This is a genomic window from Fusibacter sp., assembly GCF_057447755.1.
Window position 1 is genome coordinate 1 of record NZ_JBVBZF010000040.1, and the last position, 17,454, is coordinate 17,454.

The 17,454-nt window shown below is 38.7% G+C and carries 15 protein-coding genes; 2 read left to right on the plus strand and 13 right to left on the minus strand.

All coding sequences use genetic code 11. The features are described 5' to 3' along the window. The 8 genes from AC220I_RS08050 to ord all read right to left on the minus strand — a co-directional run. Positions 1-379 (minus strand): hypothetical protein (locus AC220I_RS08050; RefSeq protein WP_486723301.1); only part of this gene is annotated, 379 nt, incomplete at its 3' end. 192 nt (positions 380-571) lie between these two features. After that, on the minus strand, positions 572-1,630 hold the full coding sequence (orr, locus tag AC220I_RS08055) for an ornithine racemase Orr (RefSeq protein ID WP_486723302.1): 1,059 nt from the start codon (positions 1,628-1,630) through the stop codon (positions 572-574). 1 nt (position 1,631) lies between these two features. Then, entirely contained in the window at positions 1,632-3,014 is a 1,383-nt protein-coding gene (locus AC220I_RS08060) for a GlmL-related ornithine degradation protein (protein ID WP_486723303.1), read from the minus strand. Between the two features lie 107 nt (positions 3,015-3,121). Beyond that, entirely contained in the window at positions 3,122-5,344 is a 2,223-nt protein-coding gene (gene oraE, locus AC220I_RS08065) for a D-ornithine 4,5-aminomutase subunit OraE (RefSeq protein WP_486723304.1), read from the minus strand. Further along, positions 5,344-5,721: an ornithine aminomutase subunit alpha gene (locus AC220I_RS08070; protein WP_486723305.1), complete on the minus strand. Its 378-nt coding sequence runs from the start codon at positions 5,719-5,721 to the stop codon at positions 5,344-5,346. The genes oraE and AC220I_RS08070 overlap by 1 nt, the downstream gene beginning before the upstream one ends. 36 nt (positions 5,722-5,757) lie before the next feature. After that, complete coding sequence (ortB, locus tag AC220I_RS08075; RefSeq protein WP_486723306.1) at positions 5,758-7,173, minus strand: 2-amino-4-oxopentanoate thiolase subunit OrtB; 1,416 nt, start codon at positions 7,171-7,173, stop codon at positions 5,758-5,760. Beyond that, complete coding sequence (ortA, locus tag AC220I_RS08080) at positions 7,163-7,474, minus strand: 2-amino-4-oxopentanoate thiolase subunit OrtA (protein WP_486723307.1); 312 nt, start codon at positions 7,472-7,474, stop codon at positions 7,163-7,165. The genes ortB and ortA overlap by 11 nt, the downstream gene beginning before the upstream one ends. A gap of 77 nt (positions 7,475-7,551) precedes the next feature. After that, the gene (gene ord, locus AC220I_RS08085; protein ID WP_486723308.1) at positions 7,552-8,601 is read right to left on the minus strand and encodes a 2,4-diaminopentanoate dehydrogenase; all 1,050 of its coding nucleotides are present in this window, start codon (positions 8,599-8,601) and stop codon (positions 7,552-7,554) included. A gap of 368 nt (positions 8,602-8,969) precedes the next feature. Here ord and AC220I_RS08090 point away from each other — a divergent pair, with 368 nt between their 5' ends. Further along, positions 8,970-10,208 carry an MFS transporter gene (locus AC220I_RS08090; protein ID WP_486723309.1) on the plus strand — a complete coding sequence of 413 codons (1,239 nt, stop codon included), beginning with the start codon at positions 8,970-8,972 and terminating at the stop codon, positions 10,206-10,208. A 30-nt stretch (positions 10,209-10,238) separates the two neighbouring features. After that, positions 10,239-11,123, plus strand: coding sequence for a DMT family transporter (locus AC220I_RS08095; RefSeq protein ID WP_486723310.1), 885 nt, complete (start codon positions 10,239-10,241; stop codon positions 11,121-11,123). A 192-nt stretch (positions 11,124-11,315) separates the two neighbouring features. Here the strand turns inward: AC220I_RS08095 and AC220I_RS08100 are convergent, their stop codons facing one another. The 5 genes from AC220I_RS08100 to AC220I_RS08120 form a co-directional block, all read right to left on the minus strand. Next, positions 11,316-13,121 (minus strand): EAL domain-containing protein, encoded by a 1,806-nt coding sequence (locus AC220I_RS08100; RefSeq protein ID WP_486723311.1) that lies wholly within the window; start codon positions 13,119-13,121, stop codon positions 11,316-11,318. 104 nt (positions 13,122-13,225) lie between these two features. Further along, the gene (locus tag AC220I_RS08105; RefSeq protein WP_486723312.1) at positions 13,226-14,632 is read right to left on the minus strand and encodes a sigma-54 interaction domain-containing protein; all 1,407 of its coding nucleotides are present in this window, start codon (positions 14,630-14,632) and stop codon (positions 13,226-13,228) included. Positions 14,633-14,647: 15 nt separating this feature from the next. Next, complete coding sequence (locus AC220I_RS08110) at positions 14,648-15,097, minus strand: SoxR reducing system RseC family protein (RefSeq protein WP_486723313.1); 450 nt, start codon at positions 15,095-15,097, stop codon at positions 14,648-14,650. Between the two features lie 121 nt (positions 15,098-15,218). Beyond that, complete coding sequence (aspS, locus tag AC220I_RS08115; protein ID WP_486723314.1) at positions 15,219-17,030, minus strand: aspartate--tRNA ligase; 1,812 nt, start codon at positions 17,028-17,030, stop codon at positions 15,219-15,221. A gap of 19 nt (positions 17,031-17,049) precedes the next feature. Next, positions 17,050-17,454: His/Gly/Thr/Pro-type tRNA ligase C-terminal domain-containing protein (locus AC220I_RS08120; protein WP_486723315.1), on the minus strand; the 405-nt coding region annotated here is incomplete at its 5' end.

Genomic DNA, 17,454 nt, shown 5'->3' on the forward strand with positions numbered 1-17,454 from the left:
GATTTTCAGTGATTTTGTCTTCTGTAACATCCTCAACTTTGAAAATGTAAACGTGTTGGTCACCCGCTGGCTGCATTGTAACTAAAACCTCTAGTTGCTTTTCGGAGGTTTCCTCTTTCAATGTATAATCAAAGGTGACCCAGTTTTTATTTAGAGTCCTCATCATAAAAATTTCTTTTCTAAAGAAGTCCTGCCATCTGCTTTCTTCCTTAAAGACCAATTGAAAGTCTTGATTTATCGCCAATAGATATCCCGTCGCTGCAAATACTGCTATGGGAATATCCATTTGTCCACAGAAACGAAGTAAACCTTCCGCAGTTAAGGCTTCATTTTCACTTCGATTATGTCCATTTGTCCAAATCCAGTTTGAAAAAGGCATACGTATATCCTCCTACTTAATCTAAAAATTATATACCCTATTCTCCACCAATTTTAACATTTGGCGAGCAAAATAAAAAAAGTCTGTACCTCCAGTATTTTTAAGGGTGTACAGACTTCTAAATTTAATAAAGTTATTTTGTTGTAAATGCTATAAAGCGACCTGAAATTATTTTTTCAGCTGGTCATATCACTAGAGAATTGTCTTTTTGATATATTCCGATGTGCAAGCCTTTAGCATTGCACCATAGTCTAATCTAAACTTCACGATTTGACCGACCTTATAATCATTGCCTGTTGCCGTCAAATCCATAATCATATGATCGCTAGAAGCACCAATGATTTCAATTCTCTCATCAAGAGGTGAAAGGCCATCTGGATTGATATCTTGTCTACCCACTGCAGCGATAGCACGTAGCATTTTGCCTTTGTCAACAAAGGTTGGTTTGTTACCAAAAGCATCCATACCAATTTTTCCAGTAGGAATTGAATCCTTTGTTTTGAGTTCGATAATTTCTGCTTCTAAAATAAAAGCATCTTCATGTGCACCTTCAATAATATCACCATAAGCGGTTTCTCTACCCAGTACTATTGCTTCACCAATTCTCAAGTTGTTAATTCTGCTTGGCATTTCGCCATTGTCAAGCAAGAACAAGCTACTTGAATTACCTCCAGATACAACCTTAAGATTTACACCATAGGTCTTTTCAATATGGTCTGCTATGGATACGAGTTCGCCAAGATTGTCTGGTCCAGGTATAACCCCACCATAACAGGTTAGGTTGACACCAATGCCCTCAAGGACAATGTTTTCAAAGGATAAAATTTGCTTCACAGTTTCATCTACATCCGCTTTTAGGATTCCCTCTCTTAAATCGCCTAAATCGATCATCAAAATGATTCTATGCTGCTTTGAAAGCTTTCCTGCAGCATGGTTTAGGGCTTTTAAGGTCTCCACCTCTGAGTTTAAGCTGATATCACAAAGCTCAACAACGCGGTCTGCTTCTGACTGCATTGGCAATCGAAGTAGTACTTTATCACAAGCTAAATGAGACATTCTCTCAAAGTTTTCAAGTCTTGAATCTGCTACAGCAATTGCACCTCCAGAAAGTGATGCTTCAGCAACTTCTGGGATACCACAATATACTTTGGTTACTGCATATAAATCTATATTGCACTTTCTTGCTTTTTCAGCAATTAAAGCCGTATTTTCCTTAATCTTTTGACGATCTATTACCAATCTAGGATACATATTACACCTCATCATTAATCTTAAGAGATTTTTTCATTAACAAAAGCGCTGAATCTTTGTGTTCTTTCGACAGGACCCCCAAAGATGCCATTATATAATCGTTATCAATGAGTATTTCAGCTTCTTTTTGCGGTAACAATTTATCTCCCAATGTATTTTTCGTTATTTCTTTTAATAAATTGACGCGATTCGGAAGTCTTGTACAAGCCCCACCTGTACCCACAATGTATTTAACACTGGTTAAGTCCTTACCTTCAGCATAGGTCTTTTTGCCGCCACCTGCAAAAAGGGTTCTAAACCCACCTGCGTGTCGGTTGGCTGAAATGACAATTGCTTCTTTTGTCAATCTCTCTACAAAGGCAAACTGTTCTGGTGTCTTTGGAATTGGAATGTGTTGGTCAACAAGTGCTTCTACTGCATCAACTGTCATTTCAAGATCTTTAGCAAGCACTTCTATGCCAATCATTTCAACGATGTTTTTCATGTTTACAAAAACGCCAAGATCGCCTTCAACCGTTCTTTTGGCCATAGGCTCCGGTGCAATCAGAATTCTTGAGATTTCATCGCTGTCTTCTGTCACAGAGTGAATATCAGTGGTTGCGCCACCAACGTCAATCGTGATGAGATCACCGATTTCTTCTCTAAGCAGTTTTGAGGCCTCCATTACAGCCCCTGGTGTAGGGATGATGGTGCCCGATACCATTTCCCTGATATGCTCCATACCTGGCGCATGAACGATGTGCTCCTCAAAGATATCTTGAAGGACCTTTCGCGTTGGCTCAACATTTAGCATATCAATTTTAGGATATACGTTTTCAACAATATAAAGCTGTTTCTCTTTGCCCATTTCTTGAAAAATCAACTTTATTTCTTCTTGATTTTCAATGTTGCCCGCATAGAGTATTGGGACGTCTATGTCTAGCTTGGCAATGAGTTCAGCATTGTAAATGGCTGTATCTCGCTCACCGTAATCTACCCCGCCAGCAATCAATACGATGTTGGGTTTAATATCGACAATTTTTTGTAGGTCGGTTCTTCTGAGTTTACCTGCTGTTACCATGTGAATATTAGCGCCAGCACCGAGTGCAGCTTCTTTTGCTGCTTTGGCTGTCATATCATAAACTAGGCCGTGAACCGTCATTTTAAGGCCACCAGCGGCACTACTGGTTGCAAGAAGTTTATCATATTCTATCTTGTCCGCTTTTAAGGAAGCTGCTAAATCATCCACTGCACTATGAAGGCCTATAGTGACATCCCCTTCAAGGACAGAAGTTGGTGCTTGCCCTTGTCCAATAAAAACAGGGTTTGGCGTATCAATGCCATTGAAAGCGTTGATCACAGTAGTCGTACTGCCGATTTCCGCTACTAATAAGTCAATTCTCATTTTTTCACCACCATTTCAGTCTTGAGATTATCATGTGATTAACAATAATGGTTTATTTAGAAAGAAAGAGGGCGGTTGACAAACAGCCCTCTTTCATAAACTTGCGATTATTCGCCTCTTAATTCTTTTGCTCTCTTAACGATGAATGTTGCAACGTTAACACCTCTGTCATAACGTCCGAAACCTTCATCCATACCATTCTCTCTAGCGATTTCAGGTGTTACCTGAGTACCACCAGCACAGATGATAAATTTATCTCTCACACCTTTTTCAACTGCATACTCATGAATACGCTTCATGTTTTTGTAGTGAACATCATCATGAGAGATGATTGTAGATGCTAAGATAACATTAGCGTTAAGCTCGATTGCAGCGTCCACTAATTTTTCAACTGGTACACTTGTTCCAAGGTATTCAACTTCCATGCCGTATTTTTCAATACCGCCATGTTTGATGTCGATTACTTCTCTAAGACCAACTGAATGCTCATCTTGTCCAACTGTTCCCGCTACGATTTTAACAGGATGTGCATCGATTAATGCTCTAATCTCATCATCGCTCATAACTTCTGGCTCTGGTGGGATTACAACTGTTCTCATATCAAGATCAACATCAAGAACGCCTTTAACCTGAATTCTTGTACCTTCAGATGGATGAAGTGCTTCAACATGGATAACTTCAGCATCCTTAAGATTCATTTTCTTAGCGAATTCAAGTGCTGCATACTGAGAAGGTCTTGGTGCCAATGGAATAATAAGGTCTACTGTAACAACGCCATCACCAAGCCATTGTACTTCAGGCTTAACGAATGGTGATTCACCATGCTCTCCTCTGTATTTTTCAGTCTCTTCCATACGCTTGTAAACGTTATCTGTATCATCAAGCTCGTCGATGAAAATAATTTTTTCTGGTTTTTCAAAGGTACAGCCATCGATTAATTTTGCAGGGTCTTTTTCTGCTGATGCATCGTATTGAGCAACGTTATTGTTACCAAAGTGTGCTGTAACAGGTGCAAAGTAGTCTGCTTCTCTTTCATAAACTGAGCCAGCGCCTACGCCGCCATCAATTTTACGGCCGATACCATCGCCATTTCGCTCTGGGTACATACCTGAATCTACGAAGAAGCCTTTTTCAACTGCGTTGAAGTAACCGCCATTTTCAAGAATTTCTTCGATGTAAAGAACAGCTCTTTCTTTAAGCTCTCTTGATTTTTCTCTGAGGTAGCCATCAGATTTAAGCTCTACCATGTTCATTAAGCCGTCAAGACCTGCAAGTGTTTGCTTAGCAGTCTCACATGCTTCGATGTTGTACATATGCCATGGCACGTTTCTACCTTCATCTGGTGTGATTGTAGATTGAATGTCTGCAGAAGTCATTCTAGAGATCATCATGTTCATAACATGTGTCACAGTCGCTTCTCTTGAAGAAGAAGTGATATATTTAGTGTTCATTTGAGCTCTCATCTTGTACTCAGTGAAAAGCTCTCTAAGTGCAACAGCATAAGGTAAGTCAAGTGTTAAACATGGTGCTGGAGCTGATGTTGGCGGTACAGTTGACAATGAAATGTTTGCCTTTGGCATCCCTACTTTATGTGAGTAAAGTGCATTGATACCGTGTTGTACCATTAATTCTGGCATAACTTTCCAAGCATCTCTAGCAGTTGCATTTGCATTATGAGCACCGTCGATTTGAACCATATCTGCCCAAGTCATAACTTTTTTAGACTCAGCAGCATCAACGAATGATCTAACCATATTGATGTTTCTGTAAAGCACGTTGTATTGTGGATCTTGGTGAGCGCCGTTTACGCCTTCTTCTGCAAGCATAACCGCAACATCTGGACCAGCAACGCCCGATACATATGAATGGTAATTGATTGGTCTTCCAACTTCTTCTTCAATCAAGTCAAGTGCTTTTCTGTGCGCTCTAACTTGCTTTCTAGAAATTGGGATACCGCCGATACCTTGCGGTGTACCTTCAATAAGACCATCAAAGTGAGATTGACCAGCAGTTCTGATAACCATAATATGGTCAGCACCATGCCAAGCTGCCATTCTCATACGTCTAATATCATCTTCGAAACGGCCAGAAGCGATTTCAGTTGTAATTGTGTTGTTTGGTTGTGGATCTATGTTGTTAAAATATTGAGATGCTGGACCTGCAATATAGTTCTTAAGAGGTGTAGACATATCTGAGTAAGTGAAAGGACCATAAACTTGCTTGTCGCTTTTTTCTCTCCAAGTCCAGCCTCTTCTTTTAGGTACATAATGCTCAAGGTCTTTTAAAATTTCTTTGACGTCTATTTTTTTATTGATATCCAACTTTTGCATTATTTAGCCCCTCCTTTGAACATAGTCACAGCATCATCCCAGTGCTTGCCTTCGATTAATTCAAGACCAGCTGTTCTGATATCAAGATTTTTTTCTTTCGCAATTTTATAAACCACATGTCCAACGCCATGACCCATTAAGCCTCTGTCAATCGCGCCATCTACTAATGGTTGAGCTTCAAGACTTGAAAATCCCATTCTAAGTAGTACCGATCTCTCTACCGCTGGTGATGTGTGTGTTTTCGCTAAGTCAAGTAACGGGTCTACGATTTCTTCAATCAATCCCCAGAAACGCTCTTTAAGCTGCTCATCTGTAAGATCCGCAAGGTGCGCTCTTCTTGATTGAAAGTCGTCTTCTCTCTTTAAAAAACCTTTCATTGAATGATCCTCCTTATTTTTTATCTCCGCATGAGATTAAAATTTTACATCAAGTTCCTTTAATGTATTTAAAACAAATGCTTCGTCCATTTTTGTTTCATCTATTAAGAATGCAATATCCTCTTTTGAAACTGAAGTCACATTATTGTTTTGAATTGCATTTTTAACAACAGATTTACGAATTTTCTCCATGTCAAGGTCAATTGCCTTAATCATACTAGGGTGTTCTGGCAAAATAATGTTAACACCAGGAATTTGATCCATTGGGTTACCAAATTTAATTTCAATCCCATTATCTCTTGCAAAAGAAAGTTGGGGTTGAATATGCTTACCAGCACCAGTGTATTCTGTTTCCTGAACGATGATGATTTGATCTTCATCGAGTTCACGTGCAATACTAAAGGCTGCTGCAAGTGAAGTATTGCCAGCAGGGCCTCTCTCAAGACCTTCAATTTGAGCAAGCGCCTCAGTCATGTAGAACACTTCCCCTTGTGTTACAGTGACATAGCGATCCATGTATCTCATTGGTCTAGCTGCAGATCTTGGAACATCAGAACGGTCAGGATAAGTTGCAAACGGCAAACCAAAACCAGTATGACCAGTGGTAAATGACTTCTTATTAAACTGTCCATCACTTGCCATATGAAGCCCTGATAAATCCACAGATGCGCCCACAACAACAGTATCTGTAGCACCAGCCTTGATTAAACCTCTCGCTGTACCAGTTAGGTTACCACCACCTGCGTTTGTACATACAACCACATCTGGATCCTTACCTACTCTTTCTCTCATTTGCATAGAAAGCTCATACCCTAACGTTTCAACACCTGCAATGCCAAACGGTGTATAGAGCGATGCATTGAAGTAGCCTGTTTCTTCAAGCAGTAATAAGAACTGATAAAAGAGTTCAGGTCCAACTGTAAGTTGTACAACTTCAGCACCGTATGCCTCACATTTACGCGCTTTTTCTACGATCTCAGGCTGGCCAACGCCATTTGAATCGAATGTTTCTTGAACGATGATACACTTAAGACCATGCATTGCCGCTTGTGATGCAACTGCTGCACCATAGTTTCCGCTCGTTGCTGCAATAACACCTTTGTATCCTAATTTTTTCGCATGATAAACTGCATTTGCAGCTCTTCTTGCCTTAAAACTACCAGATGGGTTTCCACCTTCGTCTTTTATGAATATACGAGCACCTTTACCTTTTTCCGAACATTTTCTAGCAAGGGCTGTTAAATTTTTAAGTTCAAATATTGGCGTATTGCCAACACCGGTTTCCCCTTGAATTTTTTGCATTTCTTCAAGTGTATAACCTGTTTCATGCATCATTTTTTCATAGTCAAAGCCAATACCATCATTTTCAAAAGTCGCATAGTCAATACCAATAGCTTTTTTCATGATTTCATTTTTTCGACTCATCACTGCTTGATAGCTATTATCTTTCATCTGCGTCACCTCCGAAAAGGATGTCTTTTAAATCGATCCCAATTTGTAATAACTCCGGTATAAAATTACCGAATGAATGTGAATAGGTCGGGTTGATTTCAACAATTTTTCCAGTCTCTAATCTACCAGTGATTGTCTTAACAGTCACTTCTTCACCTAAAGCTGAATCTGATTGTGCAAATCCCTTTACCCACATCTCAAGTGGTACTTTTTTAGTATCATCTGGCACTTGAGGTGCTCTTTGTTCACTTGTTAGAATGATTCTATGCACTTTGACCCAATCGCCTTTTTTAACTTGCACTTGGGCACCACCTTTCTATTTAAGCAACATGTAAGTAACCACTTACATGTTGCATTTAAAAAATTAAATTTCCTAGATTACTTAATCATTTTTCTCATATCGCCCATGATTGCTCTTGGTACTGGTAAATCAAGCATAGTCTTTAAACCTGGATCAGCGTTGATTACTTGAGGAATCATGTTAACGCACATCGCGATTGTACCAAGACCACCTTCAACCTCTGGCTTAATGCTCATGTTAACTTCAGGTGTTCCTTTTAATGTTACATAGTCACCGGTAAAAGTGCCTTCCATTTCAGGCTCAATTTGTTGAGGGTGAATCATGTCAATTTTAACTTCGCCATTTACATAACCTTGTCCAGTCATGTTAACACCAGCAACGTTTCCTGCAGCTGCAAAGCCGTATGGTGATTTACGATCTACAGATGTTACGATTGGTTTCATTTGAGTTTCGTATTTTTCAACTTCCCAGCCGATAGCATCGCCGATCATTCTGATTGATTCAGCAAAACCTACGTGACCTGCAAGTGAACCATCCGCTACGCCAGCGTTAAATTCATCAACTGTGATGCCAACGCCTTGCTCTTCCATTACAGCAGGACCAAATGGTGATAAGCTGTTAACGCGTTTTGCTTCAATATGTGTTACATCAGTCATACAACCTGTTAAGATGACTACTAATAAGTCCATGATAAGACCTGGGTTGATACCAGTACCTAAGATTGAAACGCCATTTTCCTTAGCGATTCTGTCAAGTTCAGCTGCAAGCTCTGGATTTTGTGATTGAGGATATGCCATTTCTTCTGCAGTAGAGATTACATTGATTTTTTTCTCAAGAACGAATTTTAATCTTGGGAAGGCTTTTGCAGTGAAAGAGTCTGTCGCACAAAGACAGATATCAGCACATTTCTCAGTTAATACTTCTTCTATATTAGGGTTAACAATAACAGATGGTCTATTGCCTCTCTCTACGCCAATTAACTCGTAGATGTCTTTGCCTACTCTTGTTTCATGTCTATCACAAACACCAACAATTTCAACACCAGTTTTAGTTGCTAACATTTTTGCCATTCCGCTTCCCATTGCACCGAAGCCCCAAATTGCTACTCTTACATTCTCATTTCTCATCAGAAAACACCTCCGTATAATATTTAACATTACGCCAATATATAAACGCAAGTATCATGCCAAATGTATAAAGTTTTTTGAACAACCCTTATAAACGTTGAAATCACTGTATGTTTTATTATTCGTACATTGTATAGTCAGACAATTCCGCAAAATTGTCCCGTATTTTTTGGTATTTTTTATGTAAAATATGCAAATTATTTTGCATTATATCCACTTATGAGGCCCATCTTCCAAATAAACAGCAAAATATTTTGCATTTTCTATAAATGTACTGCAAAATATTTTGCTATTCTCTAGATTTCCGCATTTTTTCTTTAAAGTATGTGCAAAATAGATTATACTCTCAATAAGAGTGAGGTAAACCTATGAACACTATTATTAAAGACATACAAATTAAAAAATTCTGTTATTACGGCTTTTTCAAAAACTTGAAATTTTTTGAGCCCTATTTAATCATCTATCTGACATCTGTTGGCTTGACCTATCTTCAAATAGGGGCATTATATGCTTTTAGGGAAGCCATTATCTATATTTTTGAGATTCCATCGGGCATTATTGCAGATACTTATGGTAAAAAAAGAGAGCTAATGACCTGCTTCATCTTTTATATGATCTCTTTTCTATTGTTTTTTATCAGTGGCAACATCTATGTCATCACACTTGCAATGCTTTTCTTTGCACTGGGAGAGGCCTTTAGATCAGGCACGCATAAAGCCATGATTTTCAGTTATTTGGAGCAAAAGAGCTGGTTTGAGTACAAGACATTTGTCTATGGCCGAACACGATCTTTTTCATTAATGGGGAGTGCATTATCTTCTATTATTTCAATAGGCTTCTATTTATACACGAATAATTTAAAACTTCTATTTGCAATTTCAATCTTACCCTATATTTTAGATTTTATATTAATCGCGTCATATCCACAGACTTTAAATGAGGCGCATAAGTCAACTTTCAAACTGTCTGACTTTATAAATGAAAACAAAAGACAGCTGGGTCGTTTCTTTAGATCGAGTAAACTCGTTGTTTTAACATTAAACTCAGCTTCACTAGATGCAATCTTTAAAAGTGTTGGCGATTATATTCAACCCATACTGCAGATTTTGATTATTTCAACCTTTAATGCCACAGATACTAAATTGGTCATATATTTAGGCGTCACATACGCCATAATTGGTGTGTTTAGTGCCATGGGGTCAAGAAACGTCTACAAACTGCTCAATCGATTCTCAAAAGAGCACTTGCTGGATAACTTTTTTAGAATTATGATCCTCCTCTATATCGGCATTGCACTCGCGACCTATTTTGAACTCAGAATCTTAGTCGTCTTGCTCTTCATCTTATCTAATATCTTGATAGACTCCAGAAGACCAGTATTTGTGGATCTCATAGGTGACCATCTAGAAAAAGATCAACGCGCAACTGTACTTTCTATAGAAAGCCAGCTAAAATCGCTGATTGTTATTGGGGTTGCCCCCTTGTCAGGTGCCATTGCAGATCATTTGGGCTTCACATCTGTCTTTATTGCCCTGAGCATTTTTATGATCCTGCTCTTGCCTATACTGTCCGTCACAAAATTATTTGCCCTTATCGAAAGAAAATAATCCAACTCTATATGCAGCTAAGGAGGCACCATGAAAACAAGATCCGTTTATTTATTGATGACATTAGCCACTTTCTTCTGGGCTGGCGCCTTTATTGCAGGCAAGCTCGGTATAAACGCACTCAGCCCCACGCTCTTGACTTTCTTCAGGATGGGCATTGCCAGTCTTATTCTATTCCCAATCCTAATAAAAAAAGAGCCACAAAATTGGAAGCTGACTAAGAATCAATTAAAAGTGGTTATGGCCACTGGTCTTATAGGGATGATTGGCTATCACATGTTTTTTTTCAGTGCTTTAAAATATACTACAGCTTCAAAGGCCTCTATGATCAATGCCACTAATCCTTTAATTACAGCTTTCCTTGCAAGCTTTTTTGCAAGTGAGAAACTGACACCTAAAAAAGTTCTATTCATCATTACGGCTTTACTCAGTGTGGTTTATATTATTATTAGTGGCAATATAGAAAACTTGTTGACCATGACACTTAATCGAGGTGACCTACTAATGCTCTGTGGTACCTTCTCTTGGGCAGTGTATTCAATCATCGTCAGAAGGAATATTGGAGATTTTGGCGCTTTAAAACTTTCCGCCTATACCTTCCTTTCAAGTACCCTATTGATCACACCCTTTGCTCTTGTTTCCTTTGTAAGAACAAACGCCCTATCCGTAGGCATAAATCCCTATCTTGCGGTTCTATACATGGCAATATTTCCGACTGTAATTGGATATTTGATTCAGCAGTTTGCCATCGGACAAATTGGGGCTTCAAAAACAGCCCTCTTTATCAACCTTGTGCCTATAATTTCCACCATACTCGCAGTTATCATTTTAAACGAGACTGTTCACTACTATCACTTGATAAGCCTTGTGGTCATCATTTTCTCAGTGATTGGGTTCAATCGTGTGAAGGTGTAAGGTCTTGACTTTAGACATCAAAAGAACTGACCCATGAAGCCTCCAAAACTTAGTTGAAGGCTTGACGTGTCAGTTCTTTATTATTTTTAGACCTGTATTTCTTTTTTAGGCCTTTATTTTTTTAGGCCTTTATTCTTTTAGGCCTTTATTCTTTTAGGCCTATAATTCTACTTGATCTTTTTATCAAGATCCCTAACAGGGTAATATCATATAATTTGAAGCGCCCTTTTTCTTGACCGTTTTCTTGATTTTCGCCAGTTGTTCACTGAGTTTTTCAGAAGTTGAATAAACCGATAGATCTCCAAAAATTCCCGATACAGATAATGAGGTTAAGGGCAGCTCTCTATAGACCCCAAAACGATCTTCAGAATGGATTTTGCCGAGTCTCAAATGCTCTTCCTTGAAAAACAAGACTTTGTCAACCTCAAATCTGGAAATAATCATCTTGCAAAGGTCAACATAGGTGTCCATTTCACCATTGACCACAAGTACGAAATCATCGCCACCAACATGTCCTACGAAACTAGAATAAGGAAATCTCGACTTTACGAGGTCTGTTAAGGTATCTGCAAGATATCGAATCATAACATCCCCTTTTTCAAAGCCGTATACATCGTTGTAGACCTTAAATTCATTGATATCTACATATAGGATCAGGGAATTGCTCTTATAGGAAACCAAGTCTGAAAGCACCCTGTTGATAATAGGATTCCCAGGCAAGCCAGAAAGGGGATTATGTTCCTTGGCATTGTTTTTTTCATACATTAGGGCATATTCCATAATCTTCTTCATGGTGACAAGCCCATAGTATTGGTTGCCCTTAATGACAATCACATCATCAAACAACCGGTCGTCTGGCCTTTCCATGGCTTTTTTAGCGACTACATTTATCGGCGTATAATAATCCACTACTAAGGCTTGGACGTACATTATTTTTGAAATAGGCCTATTTGAAAAGACGGCATAACCATATTTCCCGGACATTGCAGCATCTAAGTCGTGTTTCATGACAATGCCCTTGGGTATGCCATTATCACAAATACAAACACTTTGTTTTCTTGACTTCTCCATATAACTTTTAATCGTGACGCAGTGGGTCATTGATTCATAAGTAGGTTGCTCTGTTTCACTGACAAGTGTTGAAATATAATGATACTCTGAGGAATAAGCATTCATATTGTTAGCAATCTGATTATAATCTTTGATTCTCTTAACCAATTGCGTTTCTGCCCCCGACAATACTTTGTCTGGCTGTTTCAAGTAAAAGCCTTGTGCTGCATGAACGCCTAAGAGTATCAATGTTTTGAGCTCCTCTTTGGTCTCTATGCCCTCGGCAATCACTTTAATGTTGGTTGTAATAGAGGTATCCACAAAGGCTTTGATCAAGGATTGCTTAAAAGCATCCTTGTCAATATTTCGAATTAAATCCATATCAATCTTAATGAAATGGGGTCTCACTTCGTTAATGGTTTTAAGGCCGGAGTAGCCAGCCCCGACGTCATCTATGGCAATTTGGTAGCCTTGTCGCCTGTAGTTCTCCAAGACCTGCTGGAAGGCTTCATAATCATTTATAGAAGTTCGTTCAGTGATTTCAAAAACAATAGAATTTTCTGATAGACCGTTTTGGTCTAAGTATTCTTTGGTCAGTCCTGATTTAAACTCATTGGACTTCATGATATCAGGATCTACATTTATAAAAAGTAACTGGTCACTTTTAAGCATCCTGGCATTTTCAAGTGCCTTTTGTCTAAAAAGCATCTCTAGTTCCCACACTTTGCCCATTTCATGTGCCATTTCAATGAGTTTAAGGGGGGAATAAAGCGGTGTATCCACAGGCCCTCTGGAGAGTGCTTCGTAGCCCAAGACCTCGCCATTCTTAAGGCTAAAAATGGGTTGATAAAGGCTTGTAATACTTTCATTTTCTAGAATTTCAAGAAATATGCTTTCTAAATCTTTTTCTACCTCATAATCTGTAATATCAAAACATGGCAAACTCATGAACAATCCCTCACTTTCGCCTTTAAAATACCACATTCACTTTATGATTTTGTTAAGTTAAAATCAAAGTTGCGTAAAATATAAAAAAAATGAGCCAATCAGACTCATTCCATTTCTATATCATATATTTTGATTTTATATTGAAGATTTTGCCTTGAAATTTTTAAGTGCTTTGCCGCTTTAGAAACGTTAAAATAGTAAAACTTTAAGGTCTTTTGAAGGATTTCTTTCTCAATTTGCGCCAAATGCTTATTGAGATCCTTAATTTCCGTCATCTCTTCATTGATGTAACGGCTTTTTAACAAGAGCACTTCTGAAACATGCGTAGGCATGTGTTCCTTGGTAATCACATGCTCATCTGTCACAAGGTTCATGGCAGATTCAATAAAATTCTTAAGCTCTCTTATATTACCAGCCCAGTTGTAGACCTTAAAAGCATTTTGAATTTCTTCTGAGACCATCCAAATGTTCTTGCCCAGCTTTTCATTGTATTCTCTTATAAAGTAATCCACCAATAGGGGAATATCATCTTTTCGTTCGTTGAGACTTGGAATTCTCAGGTTAATAACATTGATCCTATAATACAAGTCCTTACGCATATGACCATTTTCGATGAGTTTTTCTGGGGCTTCATTGGTGGCTGCAATGATTCTAACATCCACTGGAATATCCTTATTGCCACCCACCCGTCTTACATAGTTCTCCTGGAGAACACGTAAAAGCTTGGCTTGAAGGGACATGCTCATGCTGTTTATCTCATCTAGAAATAAAGTACCACCATCTGCCTGTTCAAAGAGGCCAGGTCGGTCCTGAGCCCCTGTAAATGAGCCTTTTGCCGTTCCAAAAAGCAAACTTTCCAGTAGAGAATCCGGAATTGCAGCACAGTTTTGCGCGATAAAAGGCAAATTTTGACGTTTGCTGGCATAATGGATACTCTGAGCGAAAAGTTCCTTTCCAGTACCGGTATCACCATAAATAAGGACGCTTGAATTTGAGTTGGATGCTCTCTTGGCAATCTTAATAGCCTCTTGGTATTTAGCATTCTTACCAATGAGTTCGTCAAAGTGATATTGTCTGATGCCCCCCTCTTTTTTAATGGGTTTTATGAGTTTTTGTTGAAGTTCAATGATTTGCTCCGTCATATCGGTAACAGCCGTCAAGTTCTTTGCGATCTCCACAGCTCCCATTAGATTTTCACCATCAAAAATAGGATATGTGGTGTTGATGGTCATAATCCTTTTCCCCTTAAAATTTAAGTAGGATTGTTCTCGATTAAATATTGGCATTCCAGTATTAAGAACTGTTAAGAGCGTTGAGTTCTCTTTGGTCCAGTCTGGAAAAATGTCCAACAAATGACGTCCAATGACTTGATTTTCTTCAAGGCCTTCAATTTCTTCCATGGCTTTATTATAGACAATTGAAATACCATTGAAATCGACAATGTGTATGCCTTCTTCAATGGTATCTAAAATATTTTTACTTGCACTAAAAAGCATTTGTTCCAAATTCATATGATCCCCCATTTATTAGAGAGGTTGCATTTCCTTGTGGCTCTTTTGTAAAATAACCTCAATGTGTGCTGTATATTTTTGGCTTTGCAAAAATTTTTGATCATTCATTTTGATGACTAAAAAAGTTCCCACCATGAGCACTAGGCCAAGTATTGCAGATGGAATCTCCAAATTTGAAAATCCGATTGCCTTAAAGATTGGCTGGCCTAGAAATACACCGATTAACAAGGCTGCAAGCGGAATAATATACATGATAAAAGCTGCACTCAGTACACTGTCTGTACCCATAGTCACTTCTACCAAATCGCCTTCCTCACCATGAACATCATTCATAGCAATCAGGTGAATATCCTTTTGATCATCTCCCAATTGACATGCACCGCAGTTGCCACATGCAGTATGTCTCATCAACTTGACCTTAGAGTATTTTCCCATGTCTTTGACAATTATGCCTGTACGATTCATAACACCATACCCTTTCTCTGTAAATCTATATGATTTAAAATAAATTAATCTCTATACTTTAATTATAGGCTATCTAAAAGAAAGCGTCAATGAGAAGACCTCTCATTAACGCTTTATCTGTTTATGCTTCTGTTTTCTCTTCAGTTTTAGATTTTTCAAATGGCGTTACCTTAAGGAACAATTCATTTAATTGCTTGTCCTCAGCAGTGCCAGGTGCATTTGTAAGCAAGCACTTAGCATCTTGTGTCTTAGGGAAAGCAATGACGTCACGAATGTTTTCTGTCCCTACGATCAGCATGACAATTCGATCAAGGCCATAAGCTAAACCACCATGTGGTGGTGCACCATATTTAAAGGCATCAATAAAGAATCCAAATTTCTCATTGGCTTCTTCTTCAGAGAAACCAAGTGCCTTGAACATTTTTTCTTGAACCTTTGAATCATGAATTCTAATTGAACCTCCGCCGATTTCATAACCGTTTAAAACAATATCATAAGCCTTAGCTCTACAGTTTGCTGGATCAGATTCAAGTTTGTCAACATCCTCATCTTTAGGCGATGTAAATGGATGGTGTTTCGCAACATAACGATCATCTTCTTCATCGTATTCAAATAGTGGGAAATCTGTTACCCATAGGAATTCAAATTTTGAACGATCTATCACGTCTAATTTCTTAGCAACCTCACATCTGAGAGCACCAAGGGCATCGAATACTACATTTGGCTTGTCAGCAACAAAAACAATTAAGTCACCCTGTTCGCCACTCATTTTTTCGATGATTTCAGTGAGCATTTCAGGCGTTAAGAATTTTGCGATAGGCGACTGAACTTCACCACCAGCAAGCTTGATCCAGGCAAGACCCTTTGCACCATAGGTTTTCACGAAATCTTCAAGCTTACCAATTTCCTTTCTTGAAATATGGTCAGCTTGGCCTTTGAAATTGATGCCTCGTACATCACCACCAGAAGCGATCGTATCTTTAAATACTTTAAAGTCAGCATCCTTAACAATCTCATTAATAGACTGCAGTTCAAAACCAAATCTCAAATCCGGTTTATCAGAACCAAAGCGCTCCATAGCTTCTTTGTAAGTTAAACGCTTTAATGGCAATTGGATGTCCACGTCTGCAACTTCTTTAAAGATGCTTTTAAGCAGTCTTTCGTTCATGCCCATTACATCGTCTTCATCCACAAATGACATTTCAATATCGATTTGAGTGAACTCAGGTTGACGATCTGCTCTAAGGTCTTCATCTCTAAAGCATTTTGTGATTTGATAATATCTGTCAAATCCAGAAACCATCAACAACTGTTTGAAGAGCTGTGGTGATTGTGGCAATGCATAAAACTTATTTGGATTTACACGGCTTGGCACTAAATAGTCTCTCGCCCCTTCTGGTGTTGGTTTAGTGAGCATTGGTGTTTCAACGTCTATAAAACCATTCTCATCAAAGAATCGTCTTGCAACGGTTGTCACCTTATGTCTTGTGATGAAACTCTTTTGCATTTTAGGCTTTCTAAGGTCTAAATAACGGTATTTAAGTCTTAATCGTTCACCTGCATCATCATTATCATCCACATGAATAGGCGGTACTTCAGATTCACATAAAATTTTAAGGCTAGAAGCAAATACTTCAATCTGGCCCGTAGGTAATTGATCATTTACCGATTGTCTTTTTTCAACCTTACCAGTAACCGCTAAAACGTACTCGTTTCTTATAGCAGATGCTTTTTCAAACGCCTCCGCTGAAACATCCGCATCAAAAATAATCTGACAGATGCCTTCTCTATCTCTTAAATCTACGAAAATCAATCCGCCAAGGTTTCTTCTCTTTTGTACCCAACCCATTAATGTCACAGTTTCACCAATATTGGCTTCACGCAGTTCACCACTATAATGCGTCCGTTTTAATCCGTTTAATGCTTCACCCATGTCTTCCTCCAATGATTTATTATACAGCCCTAATTTGTGCTGCTATTTTTTCTATTTCATCCATTTTATATTCTACCTGTGTCCCCTCCCTCATATCCTTGAGGGCAAAGGTCTTCTTGTCGACTTCGTCTTCACCAAGCACAATTACAAATGGCACTTCAATTTTATTTGCATATTTGAACTGAGCCTTCATCGAACGGTCTAGGTGATCGAGCTCAACCTTAACCCCTTTATTTCTCAATGCTTGTGCAAGCATTAAAGCAGGGCCTTTGGCTTTGTCACCTAGGTTTATGATAAATAAGTCCACATAATTCGGTTTCTCAATCTCGACGTTAGTCTGTTCCATTGTGAGTAGCAAACGTTCCATGCCCATACCAAATCCAACTCCAGGTGTCTTTGGACCACCGATGTCTTCAATGAGGCC

Bases quoted from the DNA above. Each gene is read 5' to 3' on its own strand.
- AC220I_RS08060 (WP_486723303.1), bottom strand. From the start codon at position 3,014: ATGAGAATTGACTTATTAGTAGCGGAAATCGGCAGTACGACTACTGTG.
- AC220I_RS08100 (WP_486723311.1), bottom strand. From the start codon at position 13,121: ATGAGTTTGCCATGTTTTGATATTACAGATTATGAGGTAGAAAAAGAT.
- ortB (WP_486723306.1), bottom strand. From the start codon at position 7,173: ATGAAAGATAATAGCTATCAAGCAGTGATGAGTCGAAAAAATGAAATC.
- AC220I_RS08105 (WP_486723312.1), bottom strand. From the start codon at position 14,632: ATGAATTTGGAACAAATGCTTTTTAGTGCAAGTAAAAATATTTTAGAT.
- oraE (WP_486723304.1), bottom strand. From the start codon at position 5,344: ATGCAAAAGTTGGATATCAATAAAAAAATAGACGTCAAAGAAATTTTA.
- AC220I_RS08090 (WP_486723309.1), top strand. From the start codon at position 8,970: ATGAACACTATTATTAAAGACATACAAATTAAAAAATTCTGTTATTAC.
- orr (WP_486723302.1), bottom strand. From the start codon at position 1,630: ATGTATCCTAGATTGGTAATAGATCGTCAAAAGATTAAGGAAAATACG.
- AC220I_RS08095 (WP_486723310.1), top strand. From the start codon at position 10,239: ATGAAAACAAGATCCGTTTATTTATTGATGACATTAGCCACTTTCTTC.
- ord (WP_486723308.1), bottom strand. From the start codon at position 8,601: ATGAGAAATGAGAATGTAAGAGTAGCAATTTGGGGCTTCGGTGCAATG.
- AC220I_RS08110 (WP_486723313.1), bottom strand. From the start codon at position 15,097: ATGAATCGTACAGGCATAATTGTCAAAGACATGGGAAAATACTCTAAG.
- AC220I_RS08070 (WP_486723305.1), bottom strand. From the start codon at position 5,721: ATGAAAGGTTTTTTAAAGAGAGAAGACGACTTTCAATCAAGAAGAGCG.
- aspS (WP_486723314.1), bottom strand. From the start codon at position 17,030: ATGGGTGAAGCATTAAACGGATTAAAACGGACGCATTATAGTGGTGAA.